This is a genomic window from Mycobacterium sp. SMC-13 (assembly GCF_045311035.1).
GTDB lineage: Bacteria > Actinomycetota > Actinomycetes > Mycobacteriales > Mycobacteriaceae > Mycobacterium.
This window is the reverse complement of the sequence record NZ_JBJIAI010000011.1, coordinates 87,444-104,832: the sequence shown is the minus strand read 5'-3', so window position 1 is coordinate 104,832 and position 17,389 is coordinate 87,444. Positions and strand designations below refer to the sequence as shown.

Sequence of the window (17,389 nt, the reverse complement as noted above, 5' to 3'; positions counted from 1 at the left end):
ATGCCGACTTGTCGGCTGCACCATCTATACATGGCTCTCCCGACGGACGAAGGGAGCGTCGGGGTGGCCAGTCGACATGTCTGACGGTTGGCATACCCCTGCGCGCAACGCGCTCTCGGGCGACACCGGTTTGCAGACGACAGCGAACACCTCCAAGAAGTCATGCCTGGAGGTCGTGTGCAGCTAGAAGAGCTCAAATCGGGACTCCGCATCGAAGGACTGATCCCCGCTGAAATCGTCACCGTGCTCGCCGCCCAACAGCACGGCACCGAGGCAGTCGAGCTGACGTACCGGACCAACAACGGTGCGCTCGGTCAGCAAGTCGTCTTCAGGAAAGACCAGGACCAGCTGCGTGCAGCCGCGGCGGCCAGCCGACCATTCGACGCATCAGCATCTGACTACAAACTGGTAGCCGAGGCCCAAAGAATCAGCCTCGCAGGACTTTTCGACCCGATGCTGGCGGTGGCCACCAGCGACGTGCGTCCACTGCCGCATCAGATCCGCGCGGTCTACGGACAACTCCTCCCCCGGACGCCGCTGCGATTCCTCCTCGCCGATGATCCCGGTGCCGGCAAGACCATCATGGCGGGTCTCTACATCAAGGAACTCCTGCTGCGTGACGACGTCCGCCAATGCCTGATCGTCGCCCCGGGTGGCCTGGTGGAACAGTGGCAGGACGAACTGTTCTTCAAGTTCGGGCTGCGGTTCAACCTATTGACCAACCAGCTCATCGATGCCCACGTCGACCTCAACGTCTTCGAGACCAACCCGCTGCTCATCGCCCGTATGGACCAGCTGTCCCGCAACGAGGAACTGCAGGCTCAGCTCACGGAGACCGAGTGGGATCTGGTGATCGTCGACGAGGCGCATCGCATGGGCGCCCACTACTTCGGCGGAAAGCTGGAGAAGACCAAGCGTTTTCAGCTCGGCGAGCTTCTCGGCCGGATCACGCGTCATCTCCTCTTGATGACGGCGACGCCGCACTCAGGCAAGAACGAGGACTTCAATCTCTTCCTGACTCTGCTGGACCGTGACCGGTTCGAGGGCAGGAACACCAAGGCCACCGACACCGCCGACATCATGCGCCGAATGGTCAAGGAGGACCTCCTCACCTTCGACGGCAAGAAGCTGTTCCCAGAGCGCCGTGCCGAGACAGTGCCCTATGAGCTGACCGCCCTTGAACATTCGCTCTACGAGCAGGTCACCGCCTACGTCCGCGAAGGCATGAACCGCGCCGACCGGGTGGGCGGAAAGCGCAAGAACACAGTCGGATTCGCGCTCACCGTGCTGCAACGACGACTCGCGTCCAGCCCCGAGGCGATCTACAAGAGCCTGGTCCGCCGAACCGAACGGCTCGAGCGCAAGAAGCAGGAAATCGTCAACGGCACCTACGTCGAGAACGAACCGACCGTCGATGTCGATGCCCTTGACACCGACGACTACAACTCCGAAGAGATCGAAGCGCTCGAAGAGGAACTGCTCGATGCCGCTACTGCAGCGCAGACGGTGGACGAACTCGACGCCGAGTTGCTCGAACTGTCGGAGCTGACCCGCGCCGCCAAACAAGTTCGCGATTCCGTTACCGATCGCAAGTGGACCGAGCTGAGCAACATCCTTCACGACGAGGCACTGACGACGGATACCAACGGATGGCCGCGCAAGCTCATCATCTTCACCGAACATCGCGACACCCTCGACTACCTGGCCGGCCGGATCCGCTCGCTGCTCGGGAAACCTGCTGCCGTGCAGGCCATTCATGGTGGGGTCCGGCGCCGTGAGCGCCGCCAGATCACCGAAGAATTCACCAAGAACCGAGACTGCCAAATCCTCCTGGCGACCGATGCCGCCGGCGAGGGACTCAACCTGCAGGCCGCGCACCTGATGGTCAATTACGATCTGCCCTGGAACCCGAATCGCATCGAACAAAGGTTCGGCCGTATCCACCGCATCGGCCAGGAGGAAGTCTGCCGGCTGTGGAACATCGTGGCCAGCAACACCCGCGAGGGTGACGTCTTCGTCCGCCTGCTCGAAAAGATCGAAGAACAGCGGGAAGCCTACGGCGGCAAGGTTTTCGATGTACTAGGCGAAGCGTTCAACGAGACCCCGCTGCGCGACCTGCTGTTGGAGGCCATTCGCTACGGCGAGCTGCCCGAGACACGCGCCAAGATGCAGCAAGTCATCGATCACAACGTCTCCGACGGGCTCAAGGAACTGCTCGAAGAACGTGCCCTGGCGTCCGACCATCTCGCCGAGGCCGAGCTGGAGAAGTTACGCGCGGCCATGGACGACGCGCGAGCACGCCGGTTGCAGCCCCACTACATCGAGATGGCCTTCAAGGCGGCCTTCACCCGACTCGGCGGACGCATCACCAAACGCGAGCGCGGCCGATACGAAATCACCAACGTCCCAGCACCATTACGCGACGGCAAGTTCGGGCCCGTTCCCACCAGATACGACCGCGTGACCTTCGACCTGGGACACGTACATTCCGAAGAACTCACCCGCGCCGATCTGCTCGCCCCAGGCCACCCGCTTCATGACGCAGTGATGAGCGAAGCGATCCGCCGCTTCGGGGAAACTCTCACCGACGGGACGGTGTTGGTGTCGGCGACGCTGGACGAGCCGCAGCTCCTTGTGGGTGTCACCGAAGAGGTGACCGACGCTACCGGCGCTTCGGTGTCCAGGCGGTTCGGCTATGCATACGTGGACAGCCAGGGCGCCGTCAGACCGGCCGGACCCGCTCCCTACCTGGACTGTGTCGCTGCGCCGGAGACGCCGGCAGTCACCGCAGCCCGCCAACTGTCCTGGCTTGCCGACGCCGAAGACCGCGCCACCAGCTGGATCATCACCACCCAACTACCCGAATACCTGGCAGAGGTACAGCCGCGCCGTGCCGCCGAACTCGCCAAGACCCGCGAACTGGTGACCAAACGCCTCGAGGAAGAACGCGATCGGCTACTGCTCGAGGCGCTCGTGGCGTCCGAGAAGGAGCAGACCGGAGCGAAGCCCAAGGAGTCGTCGGAGAGCCTCAATCGCAAGGCGGTCGAGCTTGATTCCCGGCTCCGTAAACGGTTAGAGCTGCTGGACCGGCAGGCATTGATGTCGACCAAGCCGCCGCGCATCGTCACCGCGGCCTTGGTGCTTCCGGTGGGCATGGTAGATAACGAGCTACCGCCCTCTGCACCAATGCATGCCAAGGAGACCAAGGAAGTCGAGCGCCGCGGCGTCGATCTGGTGCTGGGTGTCGAACGAGCACTGGGACGTGATCCGGTCGAACAAGCCTTCAACAACAAGGGTTTTGACATCTTGTCCTCAGATGCCGACGGCGACACCTACCGCGTCGAAGTGAAGGCCCGCATCGACGGCGCCACCGACTTCTTCGTCACCCACAACGAGGTGATTCTCGGCAAGAATGCCGCGCCGCGGTACCGACTGGCGCTGGTGCGGGTCGACCCGCGCGGCGCCGAACACGACGAAGTGCGGTATCTCGACAATCCATTCGCCTCGACGGATCTCGGCGGATTCGATGCGACCGGCATACGTGGGGATTGGAAAAAGATGTGGGACAAGGGAACCGAGCCATTCTGATGACTGATACCAACGCGCCCAAGCGCAAACTGATCGAGGTTGCGCTTCCGCTGGAAGCCATCAACAAGGAATCGGCCCGCGAGAAGTCGATCCGCCACGGTCACCCGTCAACACTGCACCTGTGGTGGGCTCGCCGTCCGCTCGCTGCTGCCCGCGCCGTGCTGTTTGCGCAACTCGTCGATGACCCGTCCTCGAATCCCGAAGAGTTCCCCACCGAAGAATTGCAGCGCAAGGAACGCGACCGTCTGCACAAACTGATCGAGCGCCTCGTCGTTTGGGAGAACATTCGCGACGAGAAGCTACTCGCCGAAGCACACGCGGAGATTCTCAAATCCACTGGTGGCAATCCCCCACCCATCCTCGATCCGTTCGCCGGTGGCGGCACGATACCGCTCGAAGCACAGCGGCTCGGCCTGGAGGCGCACGCATCGGACCTCAATCCCGTTGCGGTACTGATCAATAAGGCGCTGATCGAGATTCCGCCGAAGTTCCGCGACCTGCCGCCAGTGTTCCCGGGCCTCGCTGAATCCGAGATCCGCTCATGGAAAGGCGCCGAAGGTCTGGCCGCCGATGTGCGGGCCTATGGGGCGTGGATGCGCGATGAGGCCGAAAAGCGGATCGGGCACCTGTACCCCAAGGCAGCCCTGCCGGATGGGTCGAAAGCGACTGTCATTGCCTGGATTTGGGCACGTACCGTCACCTGCCCCAACCCCGCGTGTCGTATTGCGATGCCGTTGGTGCGGTCGTGGTGGCTCGGTAAGAAGAAAGGCAAAGAGGCGTACGTCGTGCCGTCCGTGGTCGAAGGCAAGGTCAGCTTCTCCATCGGCCACGATCCGAAGACTGCGCCGACAACAGAGACCGACGGCACTGTCGGGCGAACCGGCGCAACGTGTATCGGTTGCGGATCAGCCGTTGAGCTGAAATACATTCGGGCCGAGGGCCGCGCGGGACGGATGGGTTCACAACTGATGACGACTGTCGCTGAGGGCAACCGCACCCGCATCTACCTGAAACCAACGCCTGAGCACGAAGCTGCGGCACAGGTTCCGCGTCCCGACGACGTGCCACGAGGTGAACTGCCGAACAATCCGCGCGACTTCAAGACTCCAAACTATGGCATGACAACATTTGCCGACCTGTTCACTCCGCGACAGCTCACCGCGCTCACCACGCTCGGCGACCTGGTCACGGAGGCACGTGAGCACGTACTCGCGGACGCGTGCGCCGCAGGCATGCCCGAGGGCGACCGCCTCGAACCCGGCGGCACCGGCGCCGCTGCCTACGCCGACGCGGTAGCGACGTATCTCGGACTAGGTGTCAGCAGACTTGCCGACATAGCCAACGCGCTGTGCCGCTGGGAGAACACCAAAGAACAGATTCGCAATCTGTTTGCTCGCCAGGCCATCCCGATGATCTGGGACTTCCCCGATACGACTCCATTTGGAAAGGCAGCGGGTTCATACACAGTCAGTCTGAACAGCATCGTGAAGAGCATCCAAGTCGCTGGCAACACGATCGGAGAGGCCAGGCAAGCATCGGCTGACGACCGCCCTCTCGATGGCTTGCTGATCTCCACTGACCCGCCGTACTACGACAACATCGGCTATTCGGACCTATCGGACTTCTTCTACGTGTGGCTGCGCCGCTCGCTACGGGCGATCCACCCCGAGCTGCTCAGCACGATGCTGGTGCCCAAGTCGGAAGAGCTTGTCGCGAACCCCTACCGCCACGGCGGGCGAGAGGGAGCGCATAGATTCTTTGAAGACGGGTTCCGAGAGGTTTTCAGACGGGCACGCGAATCCGCGCTCCCCGACTACCCGATCACCGTCTACTACGCCTTCAAACAATCCGAGACCACAGATGCTGGCGAAGCATCGTCCGGCTGGGAAACCCTGCTGGAAGGAATGATCCGCTCAGGTTGGGCGGTCACCGCCACTTGGCCGCTCCGCAGTGAGCTCAGCAATCGGATGCTCTCCCAGGGAACCAATGCCCTTGCCTCGTCAATCGTCTTAGCGCTCCGCCCTCGTCCTGAGGAGGCGCCACAGACCGACCGCCGCGCGTTCATCGAGGCCCTCAAGGCCGAATTGCCCTCCGCGCTCAGAGAGTTGCAACAAGGCGCGATCGCCCCGGTTGACCTGCCTCAGGCAGCAATCGGCCCTGGCATGGCCGTGTTCTCTCGCTACTTGGCGGTCCTCGAACCAGACGGCTCCAAGATGTCCGTGCGGTCCGCGCTCGCACGCATCAACGAGATCCTCGATCAGGTGCTCAACGAGCAAGAGGGCGATTTCGATTCGACAAGCCGATTCGCCATCGCCTGGTATCGCCAACATGGCTACGACACAGGTACTTTCGGAGACGCCAACAACCTAGCCAACGCCCGCAACACTTCCGTCGACACTATGGATCGTGATGGCATCCTGATCAGCAGGGCCGGCAAGGTCCAGCTGATCAAACCGTCTGACCTGGCCTCCGACTACGACGTGCTCGCCGACCTACACACCAGCAACTGGGAAGTCCTGCACCACCTGATCAAGAAGCTGGAAGGCGACGGCATCACCCCCGCCGGCGAATTCCTGCGCATCGCGCTGACCCGACCGGACGCAGCGATCGATGCCGATTTGGTGAAAGAGCTTGCGCACCTCCTGTTCCGGATCGCCGAGAGCAACGGCTGGACCAAGGACGCGCTGAGCTTCAACAGCCTGGTCACCAGCTGGCCCGAAATTCTCGATGTGGCACGGGCCGATGCTCCGGCAACGAGCGCACAGGGCACCTTGGACTACGACGAGGAAGACGACTGACATGGCGCTGAGCAATCGCGACCGCATCAACCGCATGTTCGAGGTCATCGCGCCTGCCTTGGACGACTTCATCTCCTCAGTGATCGGACAGGGCGACCCAGCCCTCGGCGCGGCCTGGCCCAAACTCGTCCAGAACAAGGACTCGAAAAACGGCGCCCCGTCGACCAAGACATACGAGCCACTCGACCCGCAGGTGCAATTGCGGATGCTGACCGAAGGCAACATCACCGGCGGGTTCAGGAAGGGCTGGTACCCATTCAACGAAGCGCTCGGCAGGGCCGGGGAGTCCTTCGCCATTGAGCTTCGGGAGGCGCGAAACACGTGGGCACACAACGGTTCGTTCAGCGACGACGATGCCTACCGCACCTTGGACACTGCCGAGCGCCTGCTGCGGTTGATCGGCGGCAGCACCGAGGCGGACGAAGTCCAAACCATCAAGCGCAATCTGCGCCGAGTTACCGCGGACAAAGACGACAAGAAGGTACTCAAGGCGGCTGTCGACAATCCCGAGGCCGCCGGCCTCCAGCCGTGGCGGGAAGTGCTGCCACCGCACGATGATGTTGCGACGGGAAACTTCGCGTCCTCCGAATTTGCGGCTGACCTCCACAAGGTTGCCTTCGGCGGAGAACAGGATTCGGACTATGCCGACCCGGTGACGTTCTTCCGACGCACTTACCTGACAGAGGGACTGACCGATCTCGTCGGCCGTGCCGTCAGGCGCTTGTCCGGCGACGACAACGCGCCGCCGGTGATCAACCTGCAGACCAATTTCGGCGGCGGCAAGACGCACTCGATGCTGGCCCTGTGGCACGTCGCGGCCGGGCTTCCGGTGGGTGATTTCCCGCAGGAGACCGCAGACTTGCTGACCACCAACGGTTACCAAGCCGGCATGGTGAACCGCGTCGCGATCGTCGGCAATCATTTCAGCCCAGCCGGCGAACCCAAGACGGACGGCCCTCACGTCAACACCCTGTGGGGCGAGTTGGCCTGGCAGTTGGGCGGCGCGGAGGCGTACGCACTTGTCGCCGAAGCCGATGTCAACCGAACGCCTCCGGGCGCGGCGCTCCACGAACTGCTGGCGAAGTACTCCCCCGCGGTCATACTCATCGACGAATGGGTTGCCTACGCCCGCTCACTCGTCGGACGCGATGACCTCGCCGGTGGCACGTTCGATGACCAGTTCACCTTCGCGCAATCGCTCACCGAAGCCGCCAAAGGAACGTCCGGCGTGTTGCTGGTCATTTCGATACCGGCTTCCAACGCCATCGACAGTTCAGAGCCCATCGCCGGAAGCGCCGAGGAAGTCGGCGGCTCCAACGGACTGGAGGCCCTACATCGCCTGCAGCGCGTCGTTGGCCGTCTCGCCGACCAGTGGCGTCCTGCATCATCGCTTGAGGCGTATCAAATCGTGCGGCAACGACTGTTCCAACAACCCGACGCGGCTGCGCTGGCATCGATCGGCGCTACCGCGCGCGCCTATGTCGACTTCTACCGCAAGTACAACGACGACTTCCCGCGAGAATCCCGGGAGCCGGCCTACGAGGACCGCATCAAACGGACCTATCCCATTCACCCCGAACTCTTCGACCGTCTCTACGAGGAGTGGTCGTCGCTGGAGCGGTTCCAGCGCACCCGTGGAGTTCTGCGCCTGATGAGCACCGTGATCCACGCGCTGTGGACCGGTGACGACTCGTCACCGCTGATCATGCCGGGCTCGATACCGCTGGCGGTCGGACGGGTGAACTCGGAATTGACCAGCTACCTCCAAGATTCGTGGAAGGCCGTGATCGACGCCGATGTCGACGGCCCGAACTCCGAACCGGCCCGCATCGACGTTGCGAAGCCGCTGTTCGGTCAGCGGTCCCTGACCAAACGTCTCGCTCGAACCGTGTTCTTCGGCGCCGTACCGACGATCGGCTCGGCGCACAAGGGGCTCGAAACCCAACGTGTCTTCCTGGGAACCGCGGTGCCCGGCGATGTCCCCGGCAACTTCCATGCCGCGCTGACTCAGCTCGGCGATCGGGCTACCTACTTCTACTTGGGGTCCGGCAAGTACTGGTATGACCTGCAGGCCAACATCACTCGTACCGCCAAGGACCAAGCCGAGCGCCTGCACAAGGAAGACGTCTGGGCTGAAATCGCGCTCCGTCTGCAAGCCCAAGCACGTACCCGCGGCGACTTCGCCGGTGTGCACGTGTGCCCGGAATCGAATGCCGATACTCCTGATACCGATGAAGCCCGGCTGGTGATCCTGCATCCCAAGGTCGCACACAAGCGGGGTACCGATTCTGCGGCAAAGGCTTTCGCGCACAAGGCAACGGAGCAGCGTGGCACTGCGAACCGCTCCAACCGCAACATGCTCGTGTTTCTGGCCGCCGACGAAGCACGACTCGAAGAGCTCGACAACGCGGTGCGCGACTACCTCGGCTGGAGCCACGTCCTGGCCAACGAGGCCGATCTGGATCTCACCACGAACCAGAAGGATCAGGCCACCCAGCGGCAGGCAACGGCCGACCAGACGGTCAAATCGCGTCTGCTGCAAACATTTACGTGGGCCCTCATTCCGTCACAGCCCGATCCGGGAGCGCCTTTCATCCTGCGCGAGACCAAGGTGGAAGGACAGTCGGAGTCACTGGCCGAACGAGTGTCCCGTCGTCTCGGCAGCGACGGGGATCTGTCAACACAGCAGGCCGCCGTGACCGTTCGGCTTGCCATCAACAAGGTCCCACAGATCTGGAAAGACGGGCACGTTACGCTCGGCGCGCTGTGGGAGCTGTACTGCCAGTATCCTTATATGCCGCGCCTCCGCGATCGGAAAGTGTTGCAAGAAGGCGTCCGTGAGCTTCCCCTGATCTGGGAGACCGATGCTTTCGCGTTGGCCACCGGCTACCAAGACGGCCGGTACGTCGGCTTGTGGATTCCTGGCGATGCCAATTCCGCACCGGTTGCCACGGACTCGCTCCTGCTCGTGCGCCCCGATGTTGCCACCAAGCAGCGTGCCGAAGAAGAGCCTGCCCCCGAATCTGGGGATCCCAGTCCGTCGCCAACGAAACCGCAGCCGGCCAAGGGACCAGGCGTCGACGTCGGGTTCCCGCCGGCCAAGACCCGCTTCTACGGCGTGAAGACCCTCAGCTCGGACAAGATCGCGCTCGATTTCAAGAACATCGCGGATGAGGTCATCGCAAACCTGCGCGACCAAGGAATTGAACTAGTGGTGCGAATCGAAATCGAGGCTGTCGACTCAAACGGGTTCGACGAGAACAAGATTCGCACGGTCGCCGAGAACGCCAAAACGCTGAAGTTCGATCAGTCTGGGTTTGAGGAGAGCTAGCTTCGCGCGGACTTCGCGGCCTGCACGTTCCAGTCAACGGCGAGGCTGTCGACGGCGTACGTCGCATCGTCGACGGTGTAGTGCTCCGCCGAAACCAATTACCTGATCAGGCCTGTTCGGGAAAACGCCGTGTAGTCGAGGTAATCCTTCACAGCTCGTACGGCATTCTGCCGACTCGCGGGTGTCCGCGGGAGTTGTCCCGCCGGGCGTAATCGACGTACCGCCACCATGGCCATCGGGCTGTCAGACGTGCTACATAAACGCTGGGCGTGAGGTACCAAAGTCGCCCCGCGCCGGTCACTTCGTACTGCCATTGGTCCATCTCGACACCGCCATGCGCTGCCGTCGCCAGGCGACCTTTGAGTTGGTGGTGCCGAGATGATCTGGGCGTGTGCGAAGCTCGCGCCAGGCCGTGGCCGTGTTCGCGGGCGCCTGTTGACACAGCGCTTCCCAACCCTTGATGGCCTCGACCCGTTCGCGCTCGCGGCCACGTTGACGCCACCCACGAAACCGGTTGACACCAACCTGCATCCCCATCGTTCAGCGAACAGTGAAGGATTCGAGCGCAGGTACACAACCTTCGGTGTATCTTTGGTGTATGACCCGCACAAACATCGACATCGACGACCATGCGTGCGAGGTCGTCATGCGCAGGTTCCACTTGACCAGCAAGCGGGATGCGGTGAACTTCGCGCTACGCAATCTCGCGCAGGAAGCACTGGACCTCAAAGCAGCCCGAGGGCTCCGGGGGTCGGGATGGGACGCCGATCTCGATGAATTGCGCAGCGACCGCGTCCAATGATCCTCGTTGACACGTCAGCCTGGATCGAGTTTCTAAGGAACACCGGGAGCAGCGTGTGCGAGCGAGTCGACGAGCTACTCGCCGAGCCGATTGCGATCTGCGCCCCCGTCCAGATGGAAATCCTCGCCGGGGCCCGAAACGACCGCCACCTCAAGGATCTTCGTGGCCTGTTGGCACGCGCACAGACTCTACCGACATCCCCCACTGACTATGAAGACGCCGCAGCTATTTACCGCGTCTGTCGGCGTCGCGGTGAAACCGTACGCAAGCTGATCGACTGCCTCATCGCCGCGCATGCCATACGCGAACAGATTCCAATCCTGCACTCCGACAGCGACTTCGACGCGATTGCGCGGCATACATCGCTACAGCTGGATACCTCACCGCGGCCGGACTGACCCAGCCGCCATCAACAACTCCACCGCGGCGCCAATCGGAATGCGCTCCTGCTCCAGGCGTAGGCCATCGCGCTGCAACACGCCCAATGCTGCGCGCTCGGTTTCGGTCAACCACACCACATCGACTGACCCACTCGCAGCGTGTGGCACGGCAAGGTCATGCCAGCGCTCCAGCGAGGCGTGATCCATCAGCAAGCTCTCACAAGGACATTCGGCCCGGAAACGGGCCAGAATGTCGAACCCGTCGGCATCCAGGTCACCCCAGTAGATGACGCGCCGTGCATTTTGCACCCACGGAAATCCGGCCACCGCGGTCGCATGGTCGCCCCAACCGAACACCGCGACCGTGCCGGGCACGTCAGGTAGCGCTTCGAGGGTCTGTAGGTTCTCGACAACCAACACCTGCGACGCCGCAAGGTCAAGCCCCGCCACCTCCCGGTCCGGGGCAGCAAAGATACGCGGAAGACCTTGTCGCAGAGCAGGGTCAGCGATTACGACCGCCCGCAGTAGTTCACGCTCCCGCAGTCCCAGATGCTCAGGCACACCGAGCGGCACCGCTAGCGCCGTCACCGCAGTGCGGTGTGTACCCAGCCATTTGGTGTCGACACCGGGAATCGGAAGCTGACGGATCAGCAGGCCGGAGTCCGGATTCTGACGTAACCAGCGAACCGTAGCCAGGAGCCGGTCGAAGTCGTTGTCGGCCAAGGAATTCCAGTACCGGAACGTCTCGACCAGGACCGCCGACCATTGCGGCCCATCATCGAGCGCCTGGAGCTGCGCGCGGCGCTGTTGCAGAGACTGCCAGCGTCGGGTCTCACCTGCAGCCGCGACAATCGCATCCGCACCCTCGATGGTCACCACGACCGGTAGCAGTTGCCTACCAAGGCTGGGCCACCGCCGCTCCTCCCAGCGGACATCGAGGCGCGAGTCTTGCCAGGCATGGACCCAGTTCTCGACGACCGCACGCTGGGCCGCGACGGCCGCCTCGCTCGGGCTACCCAGTCTTATTGTCAACGCATCGACGGAAGCACCGAACAACCACGATTTGAGATGGCGGTCCACCGTCCGTCGTGCCCGCGCCACGACGTCCTTGGGCAGCACGAGTTTTTGTGGCTCAGCCATCAGCCGCCTCACCGATGGATGCGACCCCCAACCGGGATGCCTTCGAATCTCGGATCGACACAGTGGCTACCCCGCCGACGTAGTCCTGCAGTGTCTTGATCATCTTCAGTGGTGTGGCGAGCACAAGGTGAAAACCGAACTGATCGAACACATCTGCCGCACGGCGGGTGTATTCAGGATCCGACCGGTCGAATGCCTCGTCGAGGACCACCGTGCCGTACTTGGGCACGTCGGCATCCGACCCGACGAGCTGGTACCGAAGGGCCGCGGCCAGACAGAAGAACACCAACTTCTGCGCCTGCCCACCGGACAGCGCGTCCGAAGAATCGTGGTGGTTGACCGCCGTGCCCTCGGCATCCATCTCGATACCGACGAACGTGACGTGGCGCCGCGTGTCCAGACACCGATTGCGCCACACCACGTCACCAGGATCGGACGATCCGAGCCGCCCGAGCAGCTCTCGCATCCGCTCGAATCGTTGCTCCTGAGCTTGCCGATCGTCAGCAAGCAGCGACCCCTCCTGCACGCGTGCGATGGCCGCCAGAAACTCCGTCACGTCCGGATGCAGGGAGTCGCGGACGTCGATCTTCAGGAACCGGCCACGGTCGAATTCCGAATGTGCCAGTGACGAATTGACCTCATCGATCCGGCGACGGATCTCGCCGGGCGCGCGCCGGATTCGCAGCGCGAGCGTGCCGAGGTTCTGATTCGACTGCCGATCGTTGAGATCGAAGAATCGATTTTCCACGCTGGGCAGGTCATCGGCACGCAGCCGGCGCAGGAATGCCACGGCATCGTCGGCGTATCCGTGCTCGGCAGCAAGTTCGGGGTGCGGCCAGCGGTTGAGGTACTGCTGCAGCACAGTCTCGATAGCGTGTTGCGCTTGCAGCAGCTTCTTCTCGGCCGCCGAATATTCGCCCCGAATCTGGTTCGCCACCGCCCGTTCTGCAGCGGGAAAGCCGTTGAGCCGCAGGGCCGCACGTTTGCCATCGTCGAATCGAGCGCGGTAGCGCTCGGTCAGATCGGGAGACGGCTCGTCGCTCGCCGCCGCTGTGCGTTTCAGGTCGTCGATGCGGGATGCGACATTCTGTGCGTGCTGGCGCGCTGAGTACAGCGCCTCGTGCGCCTCGTCGTATGCCTTTTCAGCTCGAGTCGCCTCGCCTCGCGCCTGGACGACTGCGGCTTCCAGCCGGTCGATCTCGACGTCGCCCCGCAGTGCTGCGAGACGCTCGGCCACATCCAGACGGTGAGCTTCCGCGGCCAACAGGTCGAGCTCGTCCCATTCGACTGCGACGATCCCTGGAGCTGACTGGACCCGGTCCCGACGCTGTTCGGATTCGGCGCGGGCAGCACGCGCGCGACGGTGTGCGGAGTCGGCATCGGATTCAGCCTTACGCAGGGCGTCGCGCAGGGCCTGGAGCTTGCTGTCATTGTTGGTGCCGAGCACGTAGTGCCGCCGGTCGTCGATCGCCGACCGGTCGTCCTTGATATGCCGGTCGCCGTCGCGGGTCTGTCCGGCGCGGGTCACGGCGCGGTGGTGCCGGCCCAGTTCCCGCGCGTCGCCAACACGGCGGTAGTCGAATCGGGATACGAGTTCGAAATGCAGCCAGTGCTGCCATCGCCCCTCGGCGATCTGGAGCACATTCACGATCGAATCGGCATCGACAGCCGAAATCCGGTGTGTGCGATGCACATCCACGCGCCGCCACACCAGCCGCGTGCCCAGATGGGCAGCATCGACGGCAGCGGCAACATCATCGGCGTGCTCGTCGGCGACCAGCATTGTGCGGCCCAGCCCGCCGAGCACCCGCTCGGCGGCGCCCGCCCAATTCGCATCGGTGACGTCGATCAACTCGCCGGCGAACGGCAACGATCGCGCCGGCAGCCCGGTCGCGCGCATGACCAGCTCACGAGCCGCCAGCAGCCTGTGGTCCAGGTTCGACTTCTGCCCGGCGAGCGAAGAGATCTGCTGTTTGAGGTCGGTAACCTGTTCGTCGGCGCGCGCGGCAGCGAGGATCAGGGCGCTGTGCGCGGCGTCGTGTGCACCGGCTCCAGCCTCGAGTTCAGCTGCCTCCCTTGCGATCTGCGAGCACATGGTGGCGAAGCCCTCGGCGGTATCGGGAACAGTCGTATCCCAGGGCCGTAAAGCCGCATCTAATCGGGCGCGCTGCGTGACCACCCGGCGGACCGCTTCGTCGGCGCTATCCAGGGCATCGGTGAGCTCACGCAGGGACTGATTTCCGTCACGCGCACGCTCGGCATCCTTCAGCGCGGTGGCAGCACGATGACGGGCCGCACTCGCATGTTCGTCACGCGTGACGGCGTCAGCGAGCGCGGCCTCTGCGTCGGCGTGCCACCCCTGCGCCAGATCAAGTTCGAAGCGCGCGGCCAAGCCGTCGAGCGCCGCCAGCTCCTCGCCGAATTCCTGGGTCTGTCGCGCCTCCCGGTCCCGGGTTTTGGTCCACTCCTCCAGCGGTGTCAGTGCGGCGATCTGCTCGCGCGTCTGTACGACCCTGCGATGCGCCTCGTCGAGGTCGGCAAAGAACTCGACGGCGCGACGAGCCTCGGCAAAAGTGTCGGGTTCGTCGAGCATGTAGTCGCGGAACAGCCGGTCGAGACTGTCGAGCCCTTTGGCAGACATCGCACGGTGCAGCAACAGTTGCGCGTTCTCGTCGGCGATCCCCAACCGGGCACGGAGCCGCTGACCGAACTGGGGGTAGCTCTTGTTGTAGAGCACGTCGGGCCAGCGCTTCTTCAACCCGCGAACGTCGATGCCGTCGGAGACCACGTGTCTCAATTCGGTGATGTCCAGGTGGTGGTCGAAAAGCAGGAACGCGCGGCCCGATTCGCCGAGATCGTTACTGCCGCGCTTGAGGTGGAACAGTGCGACCAATGTCGTGACGGTATCCCCGTCGGGGTCGGCGGTGGTCATCGTCAGCCCGACGGCGCTCCAGGTCGCTCCTTCCCGTAGGTAGCGCGACCGCAATTCGCGGGTGTCCGCGTCGGATCCGCGCGCGTACGCACCTCGGATGTAGGACGCCACGGTGCGGCCGCGGCCCTGCGCGGCCGCATTGAAACTGAGCTTCGTCGGCGGCACCAGCACTGTGGAGATCGCGTCGAGCAATGTGGACTTGCCCGAGCCGGAGGGACCGGTGATCAGGAAGCCACGGCGTGCCACCGACAGGTCGTGATAGCCGTCGTAGGTACCCCAATTGAACAGCTGCACACGTGCCAGGCGGTGCTGACCCAGCCGGAACACGTCCTCACTCATCGTCGACCTCGGCATCGTCCTCGACATCCAAGAGCCGTTGGTACTCGGCCTCGACCAGCGCAACCTCGTCCGCGTCGAACAACTGACGGAGCACGGGTGATACTTCGAACCGGCCCGCGGTATCAGCGGCGGAGATCAGCGAGTACTTCTTCATCTTTTCCCACGACGCGTTGATCCGCTTCCGGAAGCCGCCCGCATCGGTGGTGTAGCGCCCGCGGTAGGGCTCCATGTCGGCGGCGATGTCGTCGTATTCGACGATCACCCGTTGTCCAGGCGGTGCCACGAGCAACTGGTAGCGCAACGCGAGTACCACCAGCGTGTCCATGAAGGTCAGCGTCTCTGTCCGAAGTACCTGCGGTGGAGCGAGTTTGGGGTCATCGGGTGCGGGCTGCGGCCGGGTGAACGCGATGCCGTCGTCCTCGTCGAGGACGAGGTCGAGGAACACGTCGGCCAGTCGGCGTTCGATTTCGCTGCGGTGGGCGAGAATTGCCGACCATTGCTGTCGATGCGCATCATGCGTCACCACCGGACCGCGGAGCAGTTGGACCAGCGCACGCTTTGCCTCGAACGGAAAGGTCTCCTCGGGATTCACCGGTGATCCTCGAATGTGTCAGGGCTGAAGGTGATTGTAGGAAGCACAACGGTGCGTCGGTCCAGAGCGACCCGTTCGCTGGTGTCGGTGCAGACGGCGCCGTGCTCAGCGCCGAGAACCATCAGGCCGACGATGCTGGCGAGGCCCTGGGTGGCAGGGAACTCGGCCAAGACCTGCCCTGCGGTGACCGGTCCAGCCGACTGGCTGAGACTGGCGACGATGTTGCTGCGGAGTTCCTCGAAATCGATGTCGGATTCATGTGCCTGCGCAGCGAGTTCGGCGAAGTCGACCTCGTCGGTGTCATGCCGATCGAACTCCGTAGGCACCCGGCCTTCGCCCGGGTTGTGCAACTTGAGGGCGGCGATCGAACGAACCTGCATGCCAATTCTGGTGAGTTCCAAGTTCATTGACTTCTCGGGTCGGTGCTGGGCACTCACTTGCACAGCGAGTGACTGGCAGCGCTGAATCAGTTGGCGGAGTCGCCGATGCTCCTCGTATTGGCGTGACAGCACGAAATGACGCAGCGATCGGGACAGCAGGATCATGGTCTGGCGTACCGTGGCGGCTTCGTCTTCCAGTCGGGTGAGCAGGGTGCTCAGGTCGGTACGCATCTGAGGAGTCAACTCGGCCGCGAAGTCGCGCGACAGGATGGCGGTGATCGCTTCTTGGAGGCGGGTCGACTGTTCAGCGTCCAGGATCACGTCGTAGAAGCCGTTCACCGAGCGCCCGGCCTCTGAATCAGCCAGCAGATCCACTCCGCGAAAAACGTTACCCAACGTCGCGCCACCCTCAGCAGTGTCGTCAAGGATTTTGGCCCGGAGGTCCCGGCTCAATTCTTCGATGGTCGACCGCACCCGGGCGAAATCCACGGGTACCTCCTGCGCCAGGCCCAGCGTCTCGGCGACCCGCTCCTTTGCGCTCTCCGCATCGAGCACCGCGAACTCGCCGCGTTCGACTTCTTCGATGCGCTGCTCGACGGCCTTGCGTTCGGCCTCCAGCAGCGCGAGCCGCGATGCCGAAACGGGATCCGAATCACGTTGCAGTGCAATGAGGTTAGCGGCGATCGAACCCAGCCGTGAGGCCGACGCGGTACGTTGCGGCGCATCGATTCCGTTCACCATTGCGGCGGCGTTCAATGCTGCCGCCGATGGCGCCAACGTTTCGGTGCCCCGCGTCTGGCCGGGACGCCGGACCAAGTAGCCGTCATGCACCCAACTCGCGACGTACGCTGTTGCAGTCGAATCGAATTCAGCTCCGGTCCCACGGAGGAGTTCGAGATCCTGGTCGAGTTCGGCGACCACGTCGGCCGCCGGGCGCACACGTCGTTCAGGCGGAAAGTAGGCCTGGACCACGGCGATGATCAACCCCGCATTTCGGGCTCTCAGCAGCGACCATTCCGGCGCCTCCTGCTGCAGGCGCCGCAAGCGCAAGACCGCGGACGTTATCGCCACGGTGCGAGACTAGCCGGAAGGGCCGACAAGACTCTC

9 protein-coding genes are annotated in these 17,389 nt (G+C 63.5%); 5 read left to right on the top strand and 4 right to left on the bottom strand.

Translation table 11 applies throughout. From position 1 onward, the window contains the following. Positions 1–177 precede the first annotated feature (177 nt). The 5 genes from ACJH6I_RS17680 to ACJH6I_RS17660 all read left to right on the top strand — a co-directional run bounded on the left by ACJH6I_RS17680 (position 178) and on the right by ACJH6I_RS17660 (position 10,917). Positions 178–3,588 carry a helicase-related protein gene (locus ACJH6I_RS17680; RefSeq protein ID WP_226521558.1) on the top strand — a complete coding sequence of 1,137 codons (3,411 nt, stop codon included), beginning with the start codon at positions 178–180 and terminating at the stop codon, positions 3,586–3,588. Further along, complete coding sequence (locus tag ACJH6I_RS17675; protein ID WP_226521557.1) at positions 3,588–6,386, top strand: DUF1156 domain-containing protein; 2,799 nt, start codon at positions 3,588–3,590, stop codon at positions 6,384–6,386. Before ACJH6I_RS17680 ends, ACJH6I_RS17675 begins: the two co-directional genes overlap by 1 nt. A 1-nt stretch (position 6,387) precedes the next feature. Continuing rightward, positions 6,388–9,717 (top strand): Swt1 family HEPN domain-containing protein, encoded by a 3,330-nt coding sequence (locus tag ACJH6I_RS17670; protein WP_207546857.1) that lies wholly within the window; start codon positions 6,388–6,390, stop codon positions 9,715–9,717. Positions 9,718–10,315: 598 nt separating this feature from the next. Beyond that, positions 10,316–10,519, top strand: coding sequence for a type II toxin-antitoxin system VapB family antitoxin (locus ACJH6I_RS17665; protein ID WP_226521556.1), 204 nt, complete (start codon positions 10,316–10,318; stop codon positions 10,517–10,519). Then, the gene (locus tag ACJH6I_RS17660; protein WP_226521555.1) at positions 10,516–10,917 is read left to right on the top strand and encodes a PIN domain nuclease; all 402 of its coding nucleotides are present in this window, start codon (positions 10,516–10,518) and stop codon (positions 10,915–10,917) included. Before ACJH6I_RS17665 ends, ACJH6I_RS17660 begins: the two co-directional genes overlap by 4 nt. Here ACJH6I_RS17660 and ACJH6I_RS17655 read toward each other — a convergent pair. The 4 genes from ACJH6I_RS17655 to ACJH6I_RS17640 are packed head-to-tail and all read right to left on the bottom strand — an operon-like array spanning position 10,900 to position 17,353. Beyond that, positions 10,900–12,039: a DUF3322 domain-containing protein gene (locus ACJH6I_RS17655; protein ID WP_226521554.1), complete on the bottom strand. Its 1,140-nt coding sequence runs from the start codon at positions 12,037–12,039 to the stop codon at positions 10,900–10,902. The genes ACJH6I_RS17660 and ACJH6I_RS17655 overlap by 18 nt on opposite strands. Beyond that, positions 12,032–15,310 carry an ATP-binding protein gene (locus ACJH6I_RS17650; protein WP_226521553.1) on the bottom strand — a complete coding sequence of 1,093 codons (3,279 nt, stop codon included), beginning with the start codon at positions 15,308–15,310 and terminating at the stop codon, positions 12,032–12,034. Before ACJH6I_RS17650 ends, ACJH6I_RS17655 begins: the two co-directional genes overlap by 8 nt. Then, positions 15,303–15,902: a DUF4194 domain-containing protein gene (locus ACJH6I_RS17645; protein ID WP_226521552.1), complete on the bottom strand. Its 600-nt coding sequence runs from the start codon at positions 15,900–15,902 to the stop codon at positions 15,303–15,305. Before ACJH6I_RS17645 ends, ACJH6I_RS17650 begins: the two co-directional genes overlap by 8 nt. Then, positions 15,899–17,353, bottom strand: coding sequence for a DUF3375 domain-containing protein (locus ACJH6I_RS17640; RefSeq protein ID WP_226521551.1), 1,455 nt, complete (start codon positions 17,351–17,353; stop codon positions 15,899–15,901). Before ACJH6I_RS17640 ends, ACJH6I_RS17645 begins: the two co-directional genes overlap by 4 nt. Between the last annotated feature and the right edge of the window lie 36 nt (positions 17,354–17,389).

Bases quoted from the DNA above. Each gene is read 5' to 3' on its own strand.
- ACJH6I_RS17675 (WP_226521557.1), top strand. From the start codon at position 3,588: ATGACTGATACCAACGCGCCCAAGCGCAAACTGATCGAGGTTGCGCTT.
- ACJH6I_RS17670 (WP_207546857.1), top strand. From the start codon at position 6,388: ATGGCGCTGAGCAATCGCGACCGCATCAACCGCATGTTCGAGGTCATC.
- ACJH6I_RS17665 (WP_226521556.1), top strand. From the start codon at position 10,316: ATGACCCGCACAAACATCGACATCGACGACCATGCGTGCGAGGTCGTC.
- ACJH6I_RS17660 (WP_226521555.1), top strand. From the start codon at position 10,516: ATGATCCTCGTTGACACGTCAGCCTGGATCGAGTTTCTAAGGAACACC.
- ACJH6I_RS17655 (WP_226521554.1), bottom strand. From the start codon at position 12,039: ATGGCTGAGCCACAAAAACTCGTGCTGCCCAAGGACGTCGTGGCGCGG.
- ACJH6I_RS17650 (WP_226521553.1), bottom strand. From the start codon at position 15,310: ATGAGTGAGGACGTGTTCCGGCTGGGTCAGCACCGCCTGGCACGTGTG.